Annotated in this window: 15 protein-coding genes; 5 read left to right on the forward strand and 10 right to left on the reverse strand. The window is 71.2% G+C overall.

Annotated features, from left to right (window positions below):
- The coding region (locus J1C73_RS01615) for a TetR/AcrR family transcriptional regulator (RefSeq protein WP_207314730.1) at positions 1-329 on the reverse strand (329 nt) is incomplete at its 3' end.
- A gap of 172 nt (positions 330-501) precedes the next feature.
- On the opposite strand from J1C73_RS01615, the gene J1C73_RS01620 reads away from it, so the two are divergent.
- Positions 502-2,973 (forward strand): glycoside hydrolase family 3 protein, encoded by a 2,472-nt coding sequence (locus J1C73_RS01620; RefSeq protein ID WP_207314731.1) that lies wholly within the window; start codon positions 502-504, stop codon positions 2,971-2,973.
- Positions 2,974-3,100: 127 nt separating this feature from the next.
- On the opposite strand, the gene J1C73_RS01625 is transcribed toward J1C73_RS01620, so the two are convergent.
- Together J1C73_RS01625 and J1C73_RS01630 are read right to left on the reverse strand one after the other, a co-directional pair.
- Positions 3,101-4,099, reverse strand: a complete 999-nt coding sequence (locus J1C73_RS01625; protein ID WP_207314732.1) for an aldose epimerase family protein — start codon at positions 4,097-4,099, stop codon at positions 3,101-3,103.
- Positions 4,100-4,126: 27 nt separating this feature from the next.
- The gene (locus J1C73_RS01630; protein WP_207314733.1) at positions 4,127-5,038 is read right to left on the reverse strand and encodes an SGNH/GDSL hydrolase family protein; all 912 of its coding nucleotides are present in this window, start codon (positions 5,036-5,038) and stop codon (positions 4,127-4,129) included.
- Between the two features lie 352 nt (positions 5,039-5,390).
- On the opposite strand from J1C73_RS01630, the gene J1C73_RS01635 reads away from it, so the two are divergent.
- Positions 5,391-5,885: a DUF3145 domain-containing protein gene (locus J1C73_RS01635; RefSeq protein WP_207314734.1), complete on the forward strand. Its 495-nt coding sequence runs from the start codon at positions 5,391-5,393 to the stop codon at positions 5,883-5,885.
- A 148-nt stretch (positions 5,886-6,033) separates the two neighbouring features.
- On the opposite strand, the gene fabF is transcribed toward J1C73_RS01635, so the two are convergent.
- From fabF to J1C73_RS01660, 5 genes are all read right to left on the reverse strand, one after another.
- Complete coding sequence (gene fabF, locus J1C73_RS01640) at positions 6,034-7,296, reverse strand: beta-ketoacyl-ACP synthase II (RefSeq protein WP_207314735.1); 1,263 nt, start codon at positions 7,294-7,296, stop codon at positions 6,034-6,036.
- Between the two features lie 77 nt (positions 7,297-7,373).
- Positions 7,374-7,622, reverse strand: a complete 249-nt coding sequence (locus J1C73_RS01645) for an acyl carrier protein (protein ID WP_024490626.1) — start codon at positions 7,620-7,622, stop codon at positions 7,374-7,376.
- 63 nt (positions 7,623-7,685) lie between these two features.
- Positions 7,686-8,687 (reverse strand): ketoacyl-ACP synthase III, encoded by a 1,002-nt coding sequence (locus J1C73_RS01650; RefSeq protein WP_207314736.1) that lies wholly within the window; start codon positions 8,685-8,687, stop codon positions 7,686-7,688.
- Between the two features lie 13 nt (positions 8,688-8,700).
- On the reverse strand, positions 8,701-9,615 hold the full coding sequence (locus tag J1C73_RS01655) for an ACP S-malonyltransferase (protein ID WP_123470711.1): 915 nt from the start codon (positions 9,613-9,615) through the stop codon (positions 8,701-8,703).
- Between the two features lie 89 nt (positions 9,616-9,704).
- On the reverse strand, positions 9,705-10,904 hold the full coding sequence (locus J1C73_RS01660; RefSeq protein ID WP_123470709.1) for a PucR family transcriptional regulator: 1,200 nt from the start codon (positions 10,902-10,904) through the stop codon (positions 9,705-9,707).
- A gap of 122 nt (positions 10,905-11,026) precedes the next feature.
- Between J1C73_RS01660 and J1C73_RS01665 the strand changes: the two genes are divergently transcribed.
- Positions 11,027-11,689 carry a pirin family protein gene (locus J1C73_RS01665; protein ID WP_207314737.1) on the forward strand — a complete coding sequence of 221 codons (663 nt, stop codon included), beginning with the start codon at positions 11,027-11,029 and terminating at the stop codon, positions 11,687-11,689.
- 133 nt (positions 11,690-11,822) lie between these two features.
- Here the strand turns inward: J1C73_RS01665 and J1C73_RS01670 are convergent, their stop codons facing one another.
- Complete coding sequence (locus J1C73_RS01670; RefSeq protein ID WP_207314738.1) at positions 11,823-12,458, reverse strand: GNAT family N-acetyltransferase; 636 nt, start codon at positions 12,456-12,458, stop codon at positions 11,823-11,825.
- 225 nt (positions 12,459-12,683) lie between these two features.
- Between J1C73_RS01670 and J1C73_RS01675 the strand changes: the two genes are divergently transcribed.
- Both J1C73_RS01675 and J1C73_RS01680 read left to right on the forward strand, forming a co-directional pair.
- Positions 12,684-14,813 carry an alkaline phosphatase family protein gene (locus J1C73_RS01675; RefSeq protein WP_242643560.1) on the forward strand — a complete coding sequence of 710 codons (2,130 nt, stop codon included), beginning with the start codon at positions 12,684-12,686 and terminating at the stop codon, positions 14,811-14,813.
- Positions 14,814-14,827: 14 nt separating this feature from the next.
- The gene (locus J1C73_RS01680; RefSeq protein WP_207314739.1) at positions 14,828-18,148 is read left to right on the forward strand and encodes a LamG-like jellyroll fold domain-containing protein; all 3,321 of its coding nucleotides are present in this window, start codon (positions 14,828-14,830) and stop codon (positions 18,146-18,148) included.
- A 93-nt stretch (positions 18,149-18,241) separates the two neighbouring features.
- Here the strand turns inward: J1C73_RS01680 and J1C73_RS01685 are convergent, their stop codons facing one another.
- On the reverse strand, positions 18,242-19,069 hold the full coding sequence (locus tag J1C73_RS01685) for a hypothetical protein (RefSeq protein WP_207314740.1): 828 nt from the start codon (positions 19,067-19,069) through the stop codon (positions 18,242-18,244).
- Positions 19,070-19,146 lie beyond the last annotated feature (77 nt).

The raw sequence follows: 19,146 nt of genomic DNA on the forward strand, positions 1-19,146 counted from the left end.
TCGGTGACGCTCTCGCCGAGCAGCGCCGAGAAGGTCTGGACGACGCCGGGGCGCATCGCGTTGTACTCGACGAGCGAGCCGAGCAGTTCGCTCCGCCAGCCGCCGTCACTGCGGGGCCCGCCGCCGGTGTCCCACTGGTCGCGCTCCTCCAGGACGGCGACGAGCATCGCCTCCTTGGTGGGGAAGTAGTGCAGCAGGCCCTGCTGGCTCAGGCCCACCCGCTCGGCGACCGCGCCCAGGGTGGCGCCCCGGTAGCCGCGCTCGGCGATCACCTCCAGGGTGGCGCGGAGTATCTCCGCCCGCCGCTCCACGCTCCTGGCCCGCGCCATCGCCCCGGCCCCTTTCGGTACTTCTGAGATCTCTGTTCCGGCCCGCTTCCGGTCGGCTTCCTGGACCGTACGCCATGCCCGTGTATTACGTATCGATAACAAACCCTACCGTTCTACCGGTCAAGGGTCACTATGGAGACATCAGGCAGGATTTCGACGAGGAGGCACGGCCGTGGCAGACGCGACCACACCCACGCACCCCGAGGCGGCCCGCGAGGCCGCCGCAGAAGCGGCCCTGGCCGCACTCGGACTCGACGACAAGGCCAGGCTGCTGGCCGGGCAGGACATGTGGTCGCTGCCCGCGCTCCCCGCCGTCGGACTGCGGTCCCTGGTCATGTCGGACGGGCCGATCGGGGTGCGTGGTGTCAGCTGGAGCGCCGACGACCCGTCCGTCGCGCTGCCCTCGCCCACCGCCCTCGCCGCGACCTGGGACCCGGCCCTGGCCCGCCGCGCCGGACACCTCCTCGCGCAGGAGGCCCGCCGCAAGGGGGTGCACGTGCTGCTCGCGCCGACCGTGAATCTGCACCGGTCCCCGCTGGGCGGACGGCACTTCGAGGCGTACAGCGAGGACCCGTACCTCACCGGGGAGATCGGCACCGGCTATGTGCGCGGTGTGCAGGAGGGCGGGGTCGGCACGACCGTCAAGCACTTCGTGGCCAACGACGCCGAGACCGACCGCTTCACCGTCGACAACATCGTCGCCCCGCGCGCCCTGCGCGAGCTCTACCTCGCCCCCTTCGAGCGGATCGTCACCAACGCCCACCCGTGGGGCATCATGGCCGCCTACAACCAGGTCAACGGCACCACCATGACCGAGCACCGCTACCTCCAGAACGAGGTGCTGCGGGGCGAATGGGGCTTCGACGGCTTCATCGTCTCCGACTGGCTGGCCGCACGCTCCACCGTCGCGGCCGTCACCGGCGGGCTCGACGTCGCGATGCCCGGCCCGAAGACCGTGTACGGGGCGGCGCTCGCCGCCGCGGTGCGGGCCGGTGAGGTCGAGGAGTCGGTCCTCGACACGGCGGTGCGCAACGTGCTGCGGCTCGCCGCCCGCGTCGGCGTGCTGGACAGCGCCCCGCCCGTGGTCGCCGAGGCCGACCGCCCGGCCGCCGTCGACGGGGACGCGCTGGCCCGCGAGATCGCCCGCCGCTCCTTCGTCCTGCTGCGCAACGAACGCGCCGCGCTCCCCATCGACCCGTCCGCCGTCCACCGGATCGCACTCAGCGGCGCCCTCGCCCGCGATGCCCGGGTGCTCGGCGGCGGCTCCGCACAGGTCTTCCCGCACCACGTCGTCTCCCCGCTCGACGGCCTGCTCGCGGCGCTCCCCGAGGATGTGCTCGACTACCGGACCGGCGCCGACCCGAACGACGAACTCTCCCCGGCCGAGAAGGGGTTCGCCCTCAAGGCGGTCTGCCGTGACGACGCCGGCACGGTCATCGGATCGGCCCCGCTGCACACCGGCGCCGTCCAGTGGATCGGCACCGACCTGCCCGCGGGGGTGACTCACGAGACGCTGCACAGCGTCGAGATCACCGGCACCTTCACCCCGCGCGACAGCGGCGAGCACGTCTTCGGCACCCGCGGTACCGGAGCGCTGACCCTCACCGTCGCCGGCGCGACGCTCTACGACGAGGTGCACCGGACCAGTGGCTCCGCCGACCCGGGCGAGGCGTTCTTCGGCACTCCCCAGGAGCGCGGCCGGGTCACGCTCACTGCGGGCGAACCCGTCGAGGTCTCGCTCCGGCAGCTCCCCGAGACCCTCGGCGCCGACTCACTGATGCCCGGCGTCTCGTTCTCCTTGTGCCACCTCGGCCCGCGCCGCGACCCCGGCGAGCTGATCGCCGAGGCCGTCGAGGCCGCCCGCGCCGCGGACACCGCGATCGTCGTCGTCGGCACCACCGAACGCGTCGAGTCCGAGGGCTTCGACCGCACCGGTCTGCGGCTCCCCGGCCACCAGGACGAGCTGGTCCGGGCCGTCGCCGCCGTCAACCCGAACACCGTCGTGATCGTCAACTCCGGCTCCCCGGTGGAGCTTCCGTGGCGCGAGGACGTCGCCGCGGTGCTGCTCAGCTGGTTCCCGGGGCAGGAGGGCGGCGCTGCGCTCGCCGACGTCCTGCTCGGCGCCGCCGAACCGGGCGGCCGGCTGCCCACCACCTGGCCCGCCGTGCTCGCCGACGCACCCGTCGCGGCCACCACGCCCACCGACGGCGAACTCCACTACGACGAGGGCGTCTTCATCGGCTACCGGGCCTGGGAGAAGGCCGGTACCGCACCGGCGTACCCCTTCGGCCACGGACTCGGCTACACCGGCTGGACGTACGAGGCCCTCACCGTCACCGAGGACGCCGCCACCGTCCGCCTCACCAACACCGGCACCCGGCCGGGCGCCGAGACCGTGCAGCTCTACCTGGCCCCGCGGGCCGACACCGCCGAACGCCCGGCCCGGGTCCTCGCCGGCTTCGGCCGCGTCGAGGCGGCCCCCGGCCAGAGCGTCGAGGTGACGGTCCCGCTGGAGCGGCGCGCGTACGAGATCTGGGACGAGACGGCGTACGGCTGGACCGTCGTCCCCGGTACGTACGAGGTGCAGGCGGCCCACTCGCTGGGCGACGTACGGCTGACCGCGACCGTGGAGGTCAAGGCGTAGCGGCCCGGGTCCACCCCCGGCCTCCTGTACGGAAGAGCCCCGGAGCGGTCCCTGACCCCGCTCCGGGGCTCTTCCCCCTGCCGTACGAGCGCCGTCGTACCAATGCCCGTCGTACCAGCGCGTCGTATCAGCGTGCCGAGAAGCCGTACACCGTCGTCGACACGTACTCCTGGCCCGGCCGCAGCACCGTGCTCGGGAACTCCGGCCGGTTCGGGGAGTCGGGGAAGTGCTGGGTCTCCAGCGCGATTCCGGCGCACGGCCCGAACGGCTCCCCGTCGAAGTGGTCCGCCGTGTAGAGCTGAAGACCGGGTTCCGTGGTCGTGACGGTCAGCACGCGCCCCGACGCCTCGTCGTACAACTCGGCCGCCGGACCCGACGTGCCCTCGTCCAGCACGTAGTTGTGGTCGTACTCCCCGGGCACCGGCCGGGACTCCCGGAAGTCGAACCGGGTCCCGTCCACCGGCCGGAACTCACCCGTCGGCAGCGACTCCGCGTCGGCCGGGGTGATCCGTCCGGCCGCGATCCGCAGCCGCTGCCCCAGCGCGCTGCCGCTGTCGGCGCCCGCGAGGTTCCAGTACGTGTGATTGGTCAGGTTCAGCACGGTCGGCGCGTCCGTCGTCGCCCGGTACGCGATGCGCAGCGCCCCGCCCTCGTCCAGTGTGTACGCCACCGAGACCTCAAGGCGCCCCGGGAAACCCTCCTCGCCGTCCGCCGAGACCAGGGACAGCTCCACCCCGTCCGCGGTCTCCCGGGCGTCCCACACGCGCTTGTCGAAGCCGAGGGCCCCGCCGTGCACGTGGTTGCGCCCCTCGTTGCGCGTGAGGTGGCAGGTCCGCCCGTCGAGCTCGAAGGCCGCGCCGCCGATCCGGTTCGCGTACCGCCCGACCAGCGCGCCGAAGTAGGGCCCGGTGTACTTCAGGTACGAGGCGAGATCCGGCAGCCCGAGCGCCACACCGGTCCGCGCGCCGTCGCGGTCCGGCACCTCGACCGACTGCACGACGCCGCCGTACGTCAGCACGCGCACCCGCGTGCCGGCCCGCTCCAGCGTCCAGCGGTGCACGGCCGTGCCGTCGCCGAGGGTGCCGAAGTCTTCCGTGCGCGTCGCCGTGTTCGAACCCGTGTCCATGATCACGAACTCTAGACCGGCCGGCCCTTACACGGGGGGCCGGGCCGCCGTGACATTGCGGTACGCGATCTCGGCCAGCCGGGCCTGCCCGTTGCGCCCCGGGTGGAACCAGTCCCACTGGCTGAGCTGCTTGCCGGTGAACCGGTAGTCGAAGACCGCCCCGCCGTCGTAACGGCAGCGCACATCCTTCGCGCACACCTCGCGCAGCACGTCGTTGTACGCCACCACGCGCTTCTGCACCGCCGCGCGCCGCGCCACCGCCGAGGCGCTCATGTCGTCCGCGTCGCCCAGCATCGACTTGCAGATCCCCAGCTTCCAGATCTGCTTGCCCAGCTGATTGCCGCGCCCCGTCGACCAGAGCCGCTTCAGATCCGGCACGCTCGACACATACACCTGCGTCTTCGGCGCGGCGCTGCGCAGCTGACGCATGGACGCCTCGAACGACGTACGGAAATCGGCCACCGGTGTCATGACCCCCACCGAGTCCCGGCAGGCGTCGTTGGCGCCGATCATCACCGTCACCAGGTCGGGGTCCTCCTTCGCGGCCAGCGCCATCTGCTCCGGCAACTGGTTGATCCGGGCCCCCGTCTCCGCGTGGTTCCAGCTGCGGTCCGCCGCGCCGGAGGCGCCGAGCAGCCGCACCGCGAGGCTGTTCACCGCGCTGTCCGTGCCGGTCGACCAGGAGGCCTCGGGACAGTCCGCCAGCACCGAGCAGGCGTCGAACCCGCGGGTGATGGAGTCCCCGACCGCCGCGACCGACCCCGGGCTGCGGTCCCAGACCGGTGCGGCCGCCGCGGAGGGGTGCCCGGCCGACGCGCCCTTCGTCGTGCTGTCCGACCCGGAGTCACAGCCGGCCAGCGCGGCCGTGCCGAGACACGACAACGCGGCCAGCGCGGCCAGTGCGGTGCGCGATCGGTGCCGTACGGAGCGATCCGGCATTCCCTGGTGCCTCCCGTCCATGCCCCCGGCAAACCCTCTTGGCACCGGTCGGCGGGCCCGCCCGCCCCGCGGGGTGAATGCTGAGCGAATCATGGGCCCAGGACCGACGGTACGTCACACCTCGGACGCCGCCGCACGGTAGCTTTTCCCCCGTCGAACCAGTGGTTCCTTCGGCAGTCCGGCTCCACTCGGGTGGCTTCCGAACTTCACATCACGTCACATAGTGTCCCTTTTCCGGAGATTAACTCCCGATGCTGTTTACTGATGACAACCTCGGGAAGCGGCCGGAAAGAGGCGGTACGGGCGCGAGGCCGCTGGGGAAGGCGAACCTCGTCCCACACTGGAGGTCCCGGTGACGACACGTGGAGTTCTGTACGTTCACTCCGCACCGCGCGCGCTCTGCCCCCATGTCGAATGGGCGGTGGAGGGTGTACTCGGTGTGCGGGTCCAGCTCGACTGGATCAGACAGCCGGCCGCGCCCGGCACCTGGCGGTCCGAGTTCTCCTGGCAGGCCAGGCCGGGCACGGCGTCGAAGCTCGCCTCCGCGTTGCGCGGCTGGGATCTGCTGCGCTTCGAGGTGGCGGCGGAGCCCTCGCAGACCGCGGAGGGCGAGCGCTACAGCTCCACGCCCGAGCTGGGCATCTTCCACGCGGTCACCGGCATCCACGGCGACATCCTGATCCCCGAGGACCGGCTGCGGGCCGCGCTGGCACGGTCGGTGCGCGGGGAGACGGACCTGGAGGCGGAGATCACCAAGCTCCTGGGCAAGCCGTGGGACGACGAGCTGGAGCCCTTCCGCCACGCGGGCGAGGGCGCGCCGGTCCGCTGGCTCCACCAGGTCGTGTGACCGGGGCTCCGGCCGGGCAGGACCAAGCCCCTCCGGCGACTGAGGAGCGGGGGTGCGGGGGCGGAGCCCCCGAAAGGACCCGCACCACGGATGAAGCCCGCCTCCCCACAAGGGGGAAGCGGGCTTCACACGTACAGCGGTAGAACCATCACACGCTACGGAACGCCAGCACCACGTTGTGCCCGCCGAATCCGAACGAGTTGTTGATCGCCGCGATCGGCCCCTCCGGCAACGGCCGCGGAGTGTCGCGCACGATGTCCGCCTCGACCGCGTCGTCGAGGTTCTCGATGTTGATGGTCGGCGGAGCCATCCGGTGGTGCAGTGCCAGGACCGTCGCCACGGTCTCGATGCCGCCCGCGCCACCGAGCAGATGGCCCGTCATCGACTTCGTCGCGGAGATCGCGACATGGTCGAGGTCGTCGCCCAGGATCTTGCGCAGCGCCTTCAGCTCCGCGACGTCGCCCTGCGGCGTGGACGTGGCGTGTGCGTTGAGGTGCACGACCTCGGACGGCTTGAGGTCCGTCTGGTCCAGCAGGTTCTGCATCGCGGCGGCGATACCGCGCCCGGTCGGCTCGGGCTGCGCGATGTGGTGGGCGTCCGCGGACAGCCCCTGGCCCAGCACCTCGGCGTAGACCCGGGCGCCGCGCGCGGCGGCGTGCTCCGCGGACTCCAGGACGACGACGCCGGCGCCCTCGCCGAGGACGAACCCGTCCCGGCCGGTGTCGTACGGACGCGAGGCCTTCTCGGGCTCGTCGTTGCTCTTGGACATCGCCATCATGTTGGCGAACGCGGCGATCGGCAGCGGGTGGATGGCCGCCTCGGTGCCACCGGCGAGGACCACATCGGCACGGCCGGTGCGGATCATCTCGACGGCGTACCCGATCGCCTCGGCGCCCGACGCACAGGCGGAGACCGGGGTGTGGACGCCCGCCTGGGCGTTCACCTCGATACCGACGTTGGCGGCCGGACCGTTGGGCATGAGCATGGGCACGGTGTGCGGGGAGACGCGGCGTACGCCCTTCTCCTTCAGCACGTCGTACTGGTCGAGCAGGGTGATCACGCCGCCGATGCCGGAGGCGATGACCGAGCCCAGCCGATCGGGCTCGATCTTGGCGTCCTCACCGGCCTTGCCGGTGAAGCCCGCGTCCGCCCACGCCTCACGGGCCGCGATCAGCGCGAACTGCGCCGAGCGGTCCAGCTTGCGGGCGAGCGGACGGGGCAGGACGTCACCCGGGTCGACGGCCGCGAGGGCCGCGATCCGGACAGGCAGTTCGGCGAAACGGTCGCCCTCAAGAGGCTTGACGCCGGAACGGCCGGCCATCAGACCTTCCCAGGTCGATGCGGAATCGCCACCCAGCGGAGTGGTTGCGCCGATACCGGTGACGACCACGGTGCGATTGGTCGAGTTCACTGGAAAATCTTCTCCACGTGTAGAGGGTCGTGAATCAGCGGCGCCACCGCCGGGTGGCGACACACGAACCGGCTGGATCAGGCCTGGTGCTTGAGGATGTAGTCGGCAGCGTCGCCGACCGTCTTGAGGTTCTTGACGTCCTCGTCGGGGATCTTGACGTCGAAGCGCTCCTCGGCGGCGACGACGACCTCGACCATGGACAGCGAGTCGACGTCCAGGTCGTCGGTGAAGGACTTGTCCAGCTGGACGTCCTCGACCGGGATACCGGCGATCTCGTTGACGATCTCGGCGAGACCGGTGACGATCTCTTCCTGCGTGGCGGCCATGTTGGCGCTCCTTCGGTGATATCTGCTGGGTTCGGGCGTCCGGGCCGAAAAGACCCGGTGTGCCTAGGGGAGGGTAACGACCGTCGCGGCGTAGACGAGACCCGCCCCGAAGCCGATGACGAGCGCGGTGTCGCCGCTCTTCGCCTGACCGGTCGCCAGAAGCCGCTCCATAGCGAGCGGAATCGAGGCGGCGGAGGTGTTGCCGGTGGTCTCCACGTCACGGGCGACCGTGACGTGCTCCGGCAGCTTCAGGGTCTTCACCATCGAGTCGATGATCCGCATGTTTGCCTGGTGCGGAATGAAGACGTCCAGGTCTTCCGGGGCGATCCCGGCCGCGTCCAGCGCCTGCTGGGCGACCTTCGCCATCTCGAAGACGGCCCAGCGGAAGACCGCCTGGCCCTCCTGCGTGATGGCCGGGAACTTCTCCGGCCGGTCGGCGTGGAAGATGTCCCACGCCACGGTCTGCTTGATCGTGTCCGACTTGTCGCCCTCGGAGCCCCACACCGTGGGGCCTATCGCGGGCACCTTGGACGGGCCGACGATGACGGCACCGGCACCGTCGCCGAACAGGAACGCCGTCGCACGGTCGCTCAGGTCGGTGAGGTCGCTCAGCCGCTCCACGCCGATCACGAGCACGTACTGGGCCGAGCCCTCGACGATCATGCCCTTGGCGAGCGTCAGGCCGTAGCCGAAGCCCGCGCAGCCGGCCGAGATGTCGAAGGCGGCCGGCTTGCCCGCGCCGACCTTGTGGGCGATCTCGGTGGCGATGGCCGGGGTCTGCTTGAAGTGCGAGACGGTGGACACGATGACCGCGCCGATCTGCGACGGGGTGATCCCGGCATCGGCGATGGCCTTGCCGGACGCCTCGACGGACATCGCGGCCACGGTCTCCTCGTCGGAGGCCCAGTGGCGGGTGGCGATGCCGGACCGTGAGCGGATCCACTCGTCGGACGAGTCGATCGTTTCGAGGATCACCTCGTTCGGCACGACACGGGTCGGGCGGTAGCCGCCGACACCCATGATCCGTGCGTACGGGGCGCCCTGGCTGGGCTTGATCTTCGACATGCTCTCGGGCTCCTTAGGCGCCCGCGTGCTCAGCGATGAGCGCGCGGGCCGCGTCGAGGTCGTCGGGGGTCTTGAGCGCGAGGGTCTGCACACCCGGCAGCGCGCGCTTGGCGAGACCGGTGAGCGTGCCGCCGGGGCAGGCCTCGATCAGTGCCGTGACGCCCAGTTCCTTGAAGGTCTCCATGCACAGGTCCCAGCGGACCGGGTTGGCGACCTGGCCGACCAGCCGGGAGATGACCTCCGCGCCGGTGGCGACGGTCTTCCCGTCGGCGTTCGAGACATATGTCACGGCCGGGTCGGAGACCTCCAGAGCCGCGGCGGCCTCGCGGAGCCGCTCGACCGCGGGAGCCATGTGGTGCGTGTGGAACGCCCCGGCGACCTTCAGGGGCACCACGCGGCGCACACCCTCGGGCTTGTCCTCGGTGAGCGCGGCGATCTGCGCGGCGGTGCCGGCGGCGACGATCTGACCGGCCCCGTTGACGTTCGCCGGGGTCAGGCCGAGCTTCTCCAGGTGCGCGATGGTGACCTCGGGGTCCCCGCCGAGCAACGCCGCCATACCGGTCTCGGTGACCGCCGCGGCCTCGGCCATGCCGAGCCCACGGGTGCGTACGAGACGGAGGGCGGCCTCGTCGCCGATGACTCCGGCGAACGCGGCTGCGGTGATTTCACCAACGCTGTGACCTGCGACGACACTCGGCGAAGCGTCGAGCGCGGCCGCGGACAGCAGACCGGCGGCGACCAGCAGTGGCTGAGCCACCGCGGTGTCGCGGATCTCCTCCGCGTCGGCCTTGGTGCCGTAGTGGGCAAGGTCGAGCCCGATGGCGTCGGACCAGGCCGCGATGCGGTCGGTGGCACCGGGGAGGTCGAGCCAGGGAGTCAGGAAGCCGGGCGTCTGAGCGCCTTGGCCGGGAGCGACGAGTACGAGCACCCTCACACTCTCTCTTGTGAACGGTCCGAAACGCCCGTGGGGACAGGGACGAAGAACCGTATGGGGAATTGTTGATGTCCGACAAAAGTCTAGGACTGGAGATCTCTGTCGGCCAGACGCCCCAGGATGAGGGCGATCCGCAGTGTGAACGCCGAGCGGACATCCGACGGTGACCACCCGGTGACGTCTGTCACACGTCGGAGCCGGTAGCGCACGGTGTTGGGGTGGACGAAGAGCATCCTGGCGGCTCCTTCGAGGCTGCTCGCCTGTTCCAGATACACACTCAGCGTCTCCAGGAGGGCAGAACCCGCTTCTTCGAGCGGTCTGTAGATCTCCTCTACCAACTGGTCCCGCGCGGCCGGGTCACCCGCCATCGCGCGCTCCGGGAGCAGATCGTCCGCGAGTACCGGCCGGGGGGCGTCCTGCCAGGCGCCGCACGCCTTGAGCCCGGCGGCCGCCGCCTGTGCGGACCGGGTGGCCGCCAGCAGGTCCGGCACCACGGGACCGGCGACGACCGGACCCGCCGCGTACGGCCCGATCAGCGCCTTCGCGACCTGGAGCGGATTGTCGCTGCCGCCCGCGATGACGACGAGGCGGTTGCCGAGCACCCCGGTCAGGACCTGGAGCTTGGCGTGCCGGGCGGCCCGCCTGATCGCCTCCACGGTCAGTTCGCTGTCGCCGTCCGGTGCGGTCCCGAGCAGTACGCAGACATGCTCGGGGGAGTTCCAGCCGAGCGCGGCGGCCCGGGACACGGCGCCCTCGTCGGCCTCCCCGGACAGCACCGCGTTCACCACGAGCGATTCGAGCCGGGCGTCCCAGGCGCCCCGGGCCTCGGCGGCCTGGGCGTACACCTGGGCGGTCGCGAAGGCGATCTCCCGCGCGTAGACGAGCAGCGCCTCACGCAGCACCGACTCGTCGCCGGGTGCGGCGACTTCGTCGATCGCGGCCTCCATGACCTCGATCGTCGTCCGCACCATCTCGACGGTCTGCCGCAGCGTGATCGCCCGGGTCAGCTCGCGCGGAGCCGTACCGAAGACGTCGGTCGAGATGGCCTGCGGGGTCTCCGGATGCCGGAACCACTCGGTGAAGGCGGCGATCCCGGCCTGGGCGACCAGGCCGATCCAGGACCGGTTCTCCGGTGGCATGGCCCGGTACCAGGGCAGTGACTCGTCCATGCGGGCGATCGCGTTCGCGGCCAGCCGTCCGGAGGACTGCTCCAGCCGCTTCAGCGTCGCGGCATGGAGATGGGCGTCGTTCGCAGCGGGCTGCTCAGGATCGGGTCGGGGCACGGAGACAAGACTGCCTTATCCGGACTGCTGCCCGGAGGGGCGGGGCGGTCCGCGGGTCGTACCGCTGGGTAGTGGTCCCTGGCCGGGGCCCCGGTCCGGCGGCGCGGGCTACCGTGGGGCGGGTGATTTCCGTACGTCGCTCGGGCGACCGCTTCAGGGGCGGGGACGAGGCGGCCGGTATCGAGTCCCGGCACTCCTTCTCCTTCGGCACCTTCTACGACCCGGACAACCTCCGCTTCGGCCCGGTCCTCGCCTGCAACGAGGAGCGCCTGGAGCCCGGCGCGGGCTTCGACGAGCACCCGCACAGCCACACGGAGATCGTGACCTGGGTGGTGGAGGGGGAGCTGACGCACCGCGACTCCACCGGCCGTGCCACGGTCGTACGGGCCGGGGACGTCCAGCACCTCAGCGCGGCGGGCGGCGTCCGGCACGTCGAACGCAACGACGGGGACGTCCCGCTGACCTTCCTCCAGATGTGGCTCGCACCACTGGAGCCGGGCGGCGAGCCCTCGTACACGACCGTCCCCGGCATCGCCGACTCCACCCCGTACGCCCTCCCGGAGGCGGGCGCGATGCTGCATGTGCGCCGACTGGCCGAGGGGGAGCGGACGGCGGTGCCGGACGCACCTCGGGTGTACGTCCATGTGGTGGCCGGGAACGTGCGGATCGGCGACGCGGAGCTGACCCCGGGCGACTCGGCGCGGATCACCGGAGAAGTGGGGCTGGAGCTGGTCGGCGGCGGCGGCGGGTCGGCCGAGGCGCTGGTCTGGGAGCTGCCGGACTGATCCGGGAGCCGGCTGCCCGGGGCGTCTGCCGGCCGGCCCGTCACCAGTCGAATCGCTCTCCGCCCGCGAACCGCACTGGGGGCAGGGAGAGGGGCTGGGCACGAACAGCCGGTCGTACACACCCATGCCGGTCTCAGTACCTTTCGCCCGGGATCTCTCGCTCGGGCGACCCCGACGGCCGGCGGCCGGTCTCCCGGCGCCACATCGACCACATCGGCGGCCCGGACCGAAACGTCATCTCCTCGTGCACGGCGAAACCGTGCCGCTCGTAGAACGTCAGGTTGCGCCGGTTGCTCGACTCCAGGAACACCGGACGCCCGTCCGCGTCCGCCCGCTCCAGCAGCCCGCCCAGCACCCGCGACCCGCGCCCGGTGCCGCGAGCGTCGGCGTGGGTACCGATGTACTCGACGTACCAGTGCGCGGGGTCGGCCGGATGGCGGTGCTCCAGCGCGAACAACCGCAGGGCGGTACGCGGTAGTTGGGTCCGCGCGGCCCGGAGCAGTGTGCCCGCGTTGCGCAGCAGGTAGCTCGCCGGCAGCTTCCACTGGCCGGGCTCCGCCCACACCGCCGCCACCGTGCGGTCCGGGTCGGTCCACACCCGGCCCGCCGGGACCTGCTGCGCCAGGTGCGCGGTGAACAGGAGCCGCAGCCGCCGGTCCCGGTCGTGCGGCATCAGCCAGGACCAGACGGGGTCCTCGGCGTAGGCACTGGCGAGTACGGCGGCGAGCGCCGGGACGTCGGAGGCGGCGGCACGCACTATGTCGGTCATGGCCGGGGAGAGTATCGGCCATTCGTGATCTCGCACTACCGGGTTGACCGGCCCTGTTGCATGTTGGCCCCCGGGGAGACCCCCGCCCGGCGGAACGGCGAGAGATCATCTGCCGGTGTCTCAGGAGTATGGCCATGGTTCGCCCGCCGTTCGCCCCGGCGGCCTAGTTTTCGCAGGCAGCGCCGACGTTCGCCCCCTGAATCACTCTCCCCCAGAGGTCCCCTGATGACTCTCACCACCATCGAGCCCCCCTGCATCGACACAGAGCACGCAGAGCGCACAGAGAGCACAGAGAACATCGAGAGCAGCGCAGCCACCGGAAGAGCCGAAGGCACCGAGAACGCGGTGAGACCCTCCGGCGAACACCGCATCACCCGGCGCCGGATGCTCCGGACGGCCGCCGTCGCCCTCGGTGCGATGGCGGCCGGACCGGTCGCGGAAGCGGTCGGCGGGGCACGGGCCGGCGCGGCCGAATACGTCCTGCCCAAGGGCTTCAACGGCGATATGTCCGATCTGAAGCACGTGGTGATCCTGATGCAGGAGAACCGGTCCTTCGACCACTACCTCGGTCAGCTGCCCGGTGTACGCGGCCACCAGGACAAGCAGGTCCTGAGGTTCCAGGACGGCACCGACGTCTTCCAGCAGCGCGACGCCACCGGCACCATCGTGCGGCCCGCCGTGTCGACCGCCACCTGGAGCGACAACCACAACTTCTACGGTGCCAACGACGGGCGGTGGAACACCTGGGTGAAGGACAAGGGCGACCACTGCATGTGGTACTACTCGCCCGGCTACATGCCGTGGATGTACTCGCTCGCCTCCCAGTACACCGTCTGCGACATGAACTTCTGCTCGCTGCACGGGCCGACCATCCCGAACCGCTACTACCTGATGACCGGTTCGGCGGGCGGCGAGACCAGCAACGCCAACCAGAACAACTACAGCCGCGGCTGGACCACGGTCCCCGAGCAGCTCCAGCAGGCCGGCATCGACTGGCGGGTCTACTCCGACAACAGCGGCAAGGGCGTCGGCGGCAGCCTCCAGAGCGGCTATGTCGGTGAGTACGGCTGCAATGTCACCAACAGCTTCAAGTCCTTCGACCCCCGCACGGCGGACGAGGGCGACCTCGAACCCGGCACCGGCAAGATCTGGAAGGCCAACTCCTTCGTCTACGCGGGCGCCACCACGCCCAACGACGACTCCGAGGCCAACCTCGACGCGGTCCTCCGCGACCTGATCGCCGCCTGCGAGCCAGGGGCGGAGCATCCGCTTCCCGAGGTCTCCTGGGTGGTGATGCCCGCCGCGTGGAGCGAGCACCCGGGCTTCGACACCGTGCACGGTGAGCGCTACATGAACAAGGTGCTCCGGACGCTCCAGAGCAACGAGGACATCTGGAACCACACCCTGGTGATCATCACCTACGACGAGAACGACGGAAAGTTCGACCATGTCCTGCCCCCGCGCCCGGAGCCGGGCACGGCCGGTGAGTTCTCCGGCACCACTCCGTACGGGTTCGGGCCCAGGGTGCCGATGCTGCTGGTCTCGCCGTGGACCCGGGGCGGCTACGTCGCGTCGGAGGTGTTCGACCACACCTCGACGGTGAAGTTCCTGGAGACCTGGGCGGCCTCCCTGGGCAAGCCGTTCACCTGCCCGAACATCACCGACTGGCGCCGGGCCGTCGCCGGCGACCTGACCAGCGCGATCGACTTCGCGCACCCGCAGCCGGGGCCGGTCGTCATCGCGGACCCGGTCACCGGGACCCCGCCCGAGCTCCCGGCGGACAGGATGAAGCCGCGCGGCCTCTCCTTCCACCCGCACGCCACGTTCACCGAGAACCGCTCCGCCGGCACGGTGACCGCGTCCATGACGCTGTCCGGCGGTCCGGCGGGCAAGGCGGTGAGCCTCCAGGTCTTCCCCGACCAGTACCTCGCCTTCGCCAACACGCCGTACACGGTGACCGAGGCGGCCCCCCGTTCGTACACCTGGGACGTGAAGAAGACCGACGGCAAGTACGCCTTCTCCGTCTACGGGCCCGACGGCTTCCTGCGCTCCTTCGCCGGACAGGTGATTCCCGCGAGCCAGAAGAACATCGGCATTCCGCGCATCGAGGCGGAGCTGGGCAGGGGCAGGCACGGCGAGGTCAGGCTGACGCTCCACAACGACGGTACGCAGGCCGTCCGTTACACGCTGACGGCCAACGACTACCTCGGCGGCACCCAGAGGTACACGGTCGCCGGCGGCGCCTCCACCGTCGTGGACTGGCCTACCGAGCAGGGCTACTACGACGTGGTGCTCACCGCCAACACCGGGACCGGCTGGACCCAGCGGTACGCCGGCCGTGTCTCGACGGTCTGAGGAGAGAGAAGAGCATGCGACCCAGAGCCAGACTCCTGGTGGCCGCCACGGCCGCCTTCGCGGCGCTCCTCGCGCCGTTCTCCGTGATGACGGCGACGGCGACAGCGGCCGACACCGCGCCGACAGCGGCAGCCGCCGTCCCGGTTCCCGATCCGAGCGTCCTGGACGTGGACTTCGCTGACGGCAGGCCGACGGACCGCGCCCAGAACCTCGCCCCCGTCACCAAGGGCACCCCGTCCATCACCCGTGACCAGAGCGTGGCCAAGAACGCGGCGACCTTCAACGGCACCACGGACGCGTACACCTATCCGTTCGCCGCGCAGTGGCCCAAGCTGTCCGGCGGGTTCTCGGTGGAGTGCCGGTTCCGCTGGAACGGTGATTCCCTGCCCGCCTCGGGGCAGTCCGCGATCTGCTCCAACGCCCAGTCGGGCGGCGCCGATCTGCAGATCGACGGCGGTCAGCTGGCGTTCTCGGTGAACGTCGGCGGCTACAAGTACACCCACGCCCCGATCGTGCCCGGCCAGTGGTACGACGCGGTCGCCACCTGGGACGGCCGGAACGTCAAGCTGTACGTCGACGGCGCCCTCGCCTCGACCACGGTCGCCGCAGGCTCGCTCACCGCCCCGGCCGCCGGGGCGCAGAACTGGACCCTGGGCGCCGACTCGGCGGGCAGCGGCGGTATCGAGGCCGCCTCGCCGGTCACCCTCAGCACCGCCCACGTCTGGGACTCGGCGCTCTCGGCCGACCAGGTGGCGTCCTTCGTCCAGCGGAACACGGCCCCGCCGCCGGACGCCCCGGACTGCTCCGCGTACCGGAAGGGGATCGCGGACGCGGCCGGCGCCGCCGCCGGGTCCGTCGTCCTGAACGAGGACTTCTCGGATGCGGACGAGGTCAACTGCTGGAACCAGGCCACCGGTTCGTCCCCGTGGAAGGTGACCGACGGCCGTCTGACCGGCGACTCGCCCGCCGCCGGTGACGATCCGCTGATCACCTTCGGCCCGCATCTGGACGACTACGTCCTCCGGGCGACCGCCCGCTTCGACAGCGTGCTGGGGCCCACCGGCCCGTGGTTCGGGGTGGTCGCGGACACGCCCGGCAACGGCGTCCGCCCCTACCCGGTCTTCGCGGTCGCCACCGACACCACGGCCGCCGACGGGGTCCGCGCGATGACCCGGTTCCCGGCGTCCACGAAGGGCATCAAGAGCGCGGCGTACAGCTCGGACCTGGGCACCGGTACCGAGGTGGACATCGCCCTCGAAGTGCACGGCACGGTGGCGAACCTCTCCCTCGACGGCCGCCCGGTGCTCACCGGTGTCGAAATTCCCCGCACGTCCAAGGGCGTGCTCGGGCTCGAACTCGACTCCGCGAGCGTGTCGTTCGACACGCTCTCGGTGACCAAGCTCGGCCCGCTCGGCACGGCCGGTTTCATGTCCGCCACCTTCCGGCTGCCCGCCACGGCGGTCTCCGGCGACATCGACCAGCGGCTCGCCGGGCTGTGGAACACCGGCTGGACGGAACAGAACGAGGCGCCGGTCAGCTTCTCCAAGGTGTCGGGGGACAGCTGGCTCGGTGTGAGCCCCGGCGGCGTCGTCACGGGCACCGCCCCCGACGACGTACCGCAGGACGACGGCACGATCACCGTCGAGGCCACCGACGGCACGACGACCGGGCAGATCGAGGTCCAGGTCCCGGTGGCCGCCCGGGGCGCGGCGCCGCAGATCCAGAGCGCTTCGTGGAATGCCTGGGACGGCGGAAGCCATGTCACGGACGCGGTGGCGAAGAACGTCGCGGTGATCGCCACCCAGGGCATCGGCCTGGTCGGCTTCCAGGACGGCGGGGCAGAGATGGCGCGGCAGGTCGCCGGCGCGCTGGGCTGGCACGTGTACGCCTCCGGGGATCTCGGGATCGTCTCCGCCCACCCGATCGCGGACACCGGGCGGATCGGCCCGAGCGACGCCGCCCCGGCGGCGGCCGTCACCCTCGATGTGGCGGGCACGCCGGTGCGGGTGTGGGACGCGCGGCTGGACGAGGCCGACTACGGCCCCTACCGGGCCTGCTTCGACGGCGCCGCGGACCTGACGGCACATGAGAGGACCACCACCCGTTACGCCCAGGCCCGGGAGATCGCCAAGGAGATGGCGGGCGACCTGTCCGGCAGCGGCAGCACCCCGGTGGTCCTGCTCGGTGACCTGGCCTCGCCGTCGGGCACCGACTGGACCTCGACGACCTCGGACGCCCACTGCGGCGCGGGCGCCGTCAACTGGCCGGTGCCGGACGTCTTCGCGGATCTCGGTCTGACCGACTCCTACCGGGTCGTCAACTCCGACCCCTCGGCCGACCCGGGCAACACCTGGTCCCCGATCACCTCGACCCACCCCGACGGGCGGGCCGAGCCGCAGGACCGTATCGACTACGTCTGGTACGCCGGTGACGGTGTCCAGGTGGCCGAGGCGCACCCGCTCACCGTCGGCTGGCCGTCCGAGGACGATGTGGCGGACAACTCCTGGGCCAGCGACCACGCGGCGGCGGTCACCACCTTCACCGTCGGTGAGGACTCCACCGAACCGCCGGCCGAGTTGCCCGTCGTCTCGGTGGACAACCGCACCGTCGCGTACCAGGAGGGCCACGGCCCGGCGGACGTCGCCGCGTTCCTCAAGAGGACCGGCGCCACCGCCGACCCGGCCGGCGCGACCCTCTCGGCCGATCTCGGCACGGTCGACTTCGCCACCCCCGGCTGGTACACGGTGCTGGTCACGGCGGTCAGTGGCCGCTACACGTCCCACCCGGTCGCGATCACCGTACGGGTCGCACCCGTCCCCGGACTGACCCTCTCCGCCGACACCGCGACCTTCGCCGTCGGTGACCCCCTTGACGAGGCAGCCGTCCTGGCGCGGCTCGAACCGATCCTGGACGTACCGGGTGCGGTGAACGTCGGCCTGTCCGGCGTGGACGCCTGGGTGCCCGCCGCCTATCCGGTGACGGTGACCGCCACCGACGAGTGGGGCTTCACGGCGACCCGGCCGGCGACCGTCGAGGTCGTGGGCACCGCGCCCTGGGACGCGTCGGAGGTCTGCGACAACGGTGACATGGTCACCTACCAGGGCACGTTCTACCGGGCGGCCTGGTGGACGCGGAACCAGAAGCCGGGTGATCCGTACGGGCCGTGGCAGGAGATCCGCACGGGCGAGGACGGCACCCCGGTCTGGACCGCGTCGAGGATCTTCCTGGCGGGCGACATCGCGACCCACCAGGGCGTGACGTACCGGGCGAAGTGGTGGACCCGGAACCAGAGGCCGGGCGACCCGAACGGGCCCTGGGCGGTGACCACGGGCTGACGCGCGCGGCGTCGCACCGCTGACGGACGTGACAGGTCCCGGTCCCGGTGGGGCCGGGATCCGTCACGTCCGCGTGCGGTGGAGAGAGCGGGCTTACTGCCCGTCGGCGAACTGCGGGTCCTTCTCCTGGTTGTAGATCTCCTTGCCGGATGCGTCAAAGGCGTGGACGTAGGGGCTCGGGCCCGCATAGTGCGGGCGGGACGTGCCGGGGGAGAGCGCCGCCGCGTAGACGAACGCGCCGCCCGCCATGACCGCCGGGTACTGCTTCGGGTTGTCGCCGTAGCTGATGGTGATCTTGGCAACGTTGGACGCGTAGTGCCCGGCGCCCAGCATGAGGTACTGCTTCTTGCCGGCGGGCGCGCCGATGGAGTCGAAGTACGCGATCGTGCGACCGGTGCCCCACAGTCGATTGTTGATGAACGTGGGCGGGGAGTCCGGGCTGTTGCCCTTGTCGCCCTTCGACTCGCACTGCACGTACTGGCCGGCGGAGTCGACGGCGACGACCACGCCGTCCGCGTCCTGCGAGGCGATGGGAGTGCGGACCGCGATCACCGCGTGGTACCGCGATGCGTCCGAGCCCAGGCAGGAGGACAGGATCTTGGCGACGGTCCCGGCCTCGATCGGGATGGTTCTTCCGCTGGTGATGGTGAAGGCGTCGGGGGTCGAAGACGACGCGGGAGCCGAAGACGGCGCCGAGCCGGCTCCGCCCGACGCGGAGCCCTGTGTTGTGCCCGCACTCGGTGACGCGGTGGCGCTCGTCGGGTTTCCGGCGGGGGAGGCGAGAAGCGGCTTGGCTTCCCCTGCCCCGCTGAAGACGGCCACGGCCCCGATGCTCAGCGCCGCGACGCCGGTGGCGACACCCAGCGGTATTCCCCACCCGCGTCGCAGCGAAGCACGGTTGTCCTCGGGATCGATCTTCATCAGTAGCTCCTCTCGGGTCCGCCGGTGGTTCGGCAGATCACGATCGGAAGGAGCCGCAGGAATGCCCTGCTTGTCAT

Source organism: Streptomyces laculatispora (assembly GCF_017353455.1).
Taxonomy (GTDB): Bacteria; Actinomycetota; Actinomycetes; order Streptomycetales; family Streptomycetaceae; genus Streptomyces; species Streptomyces laculatispora.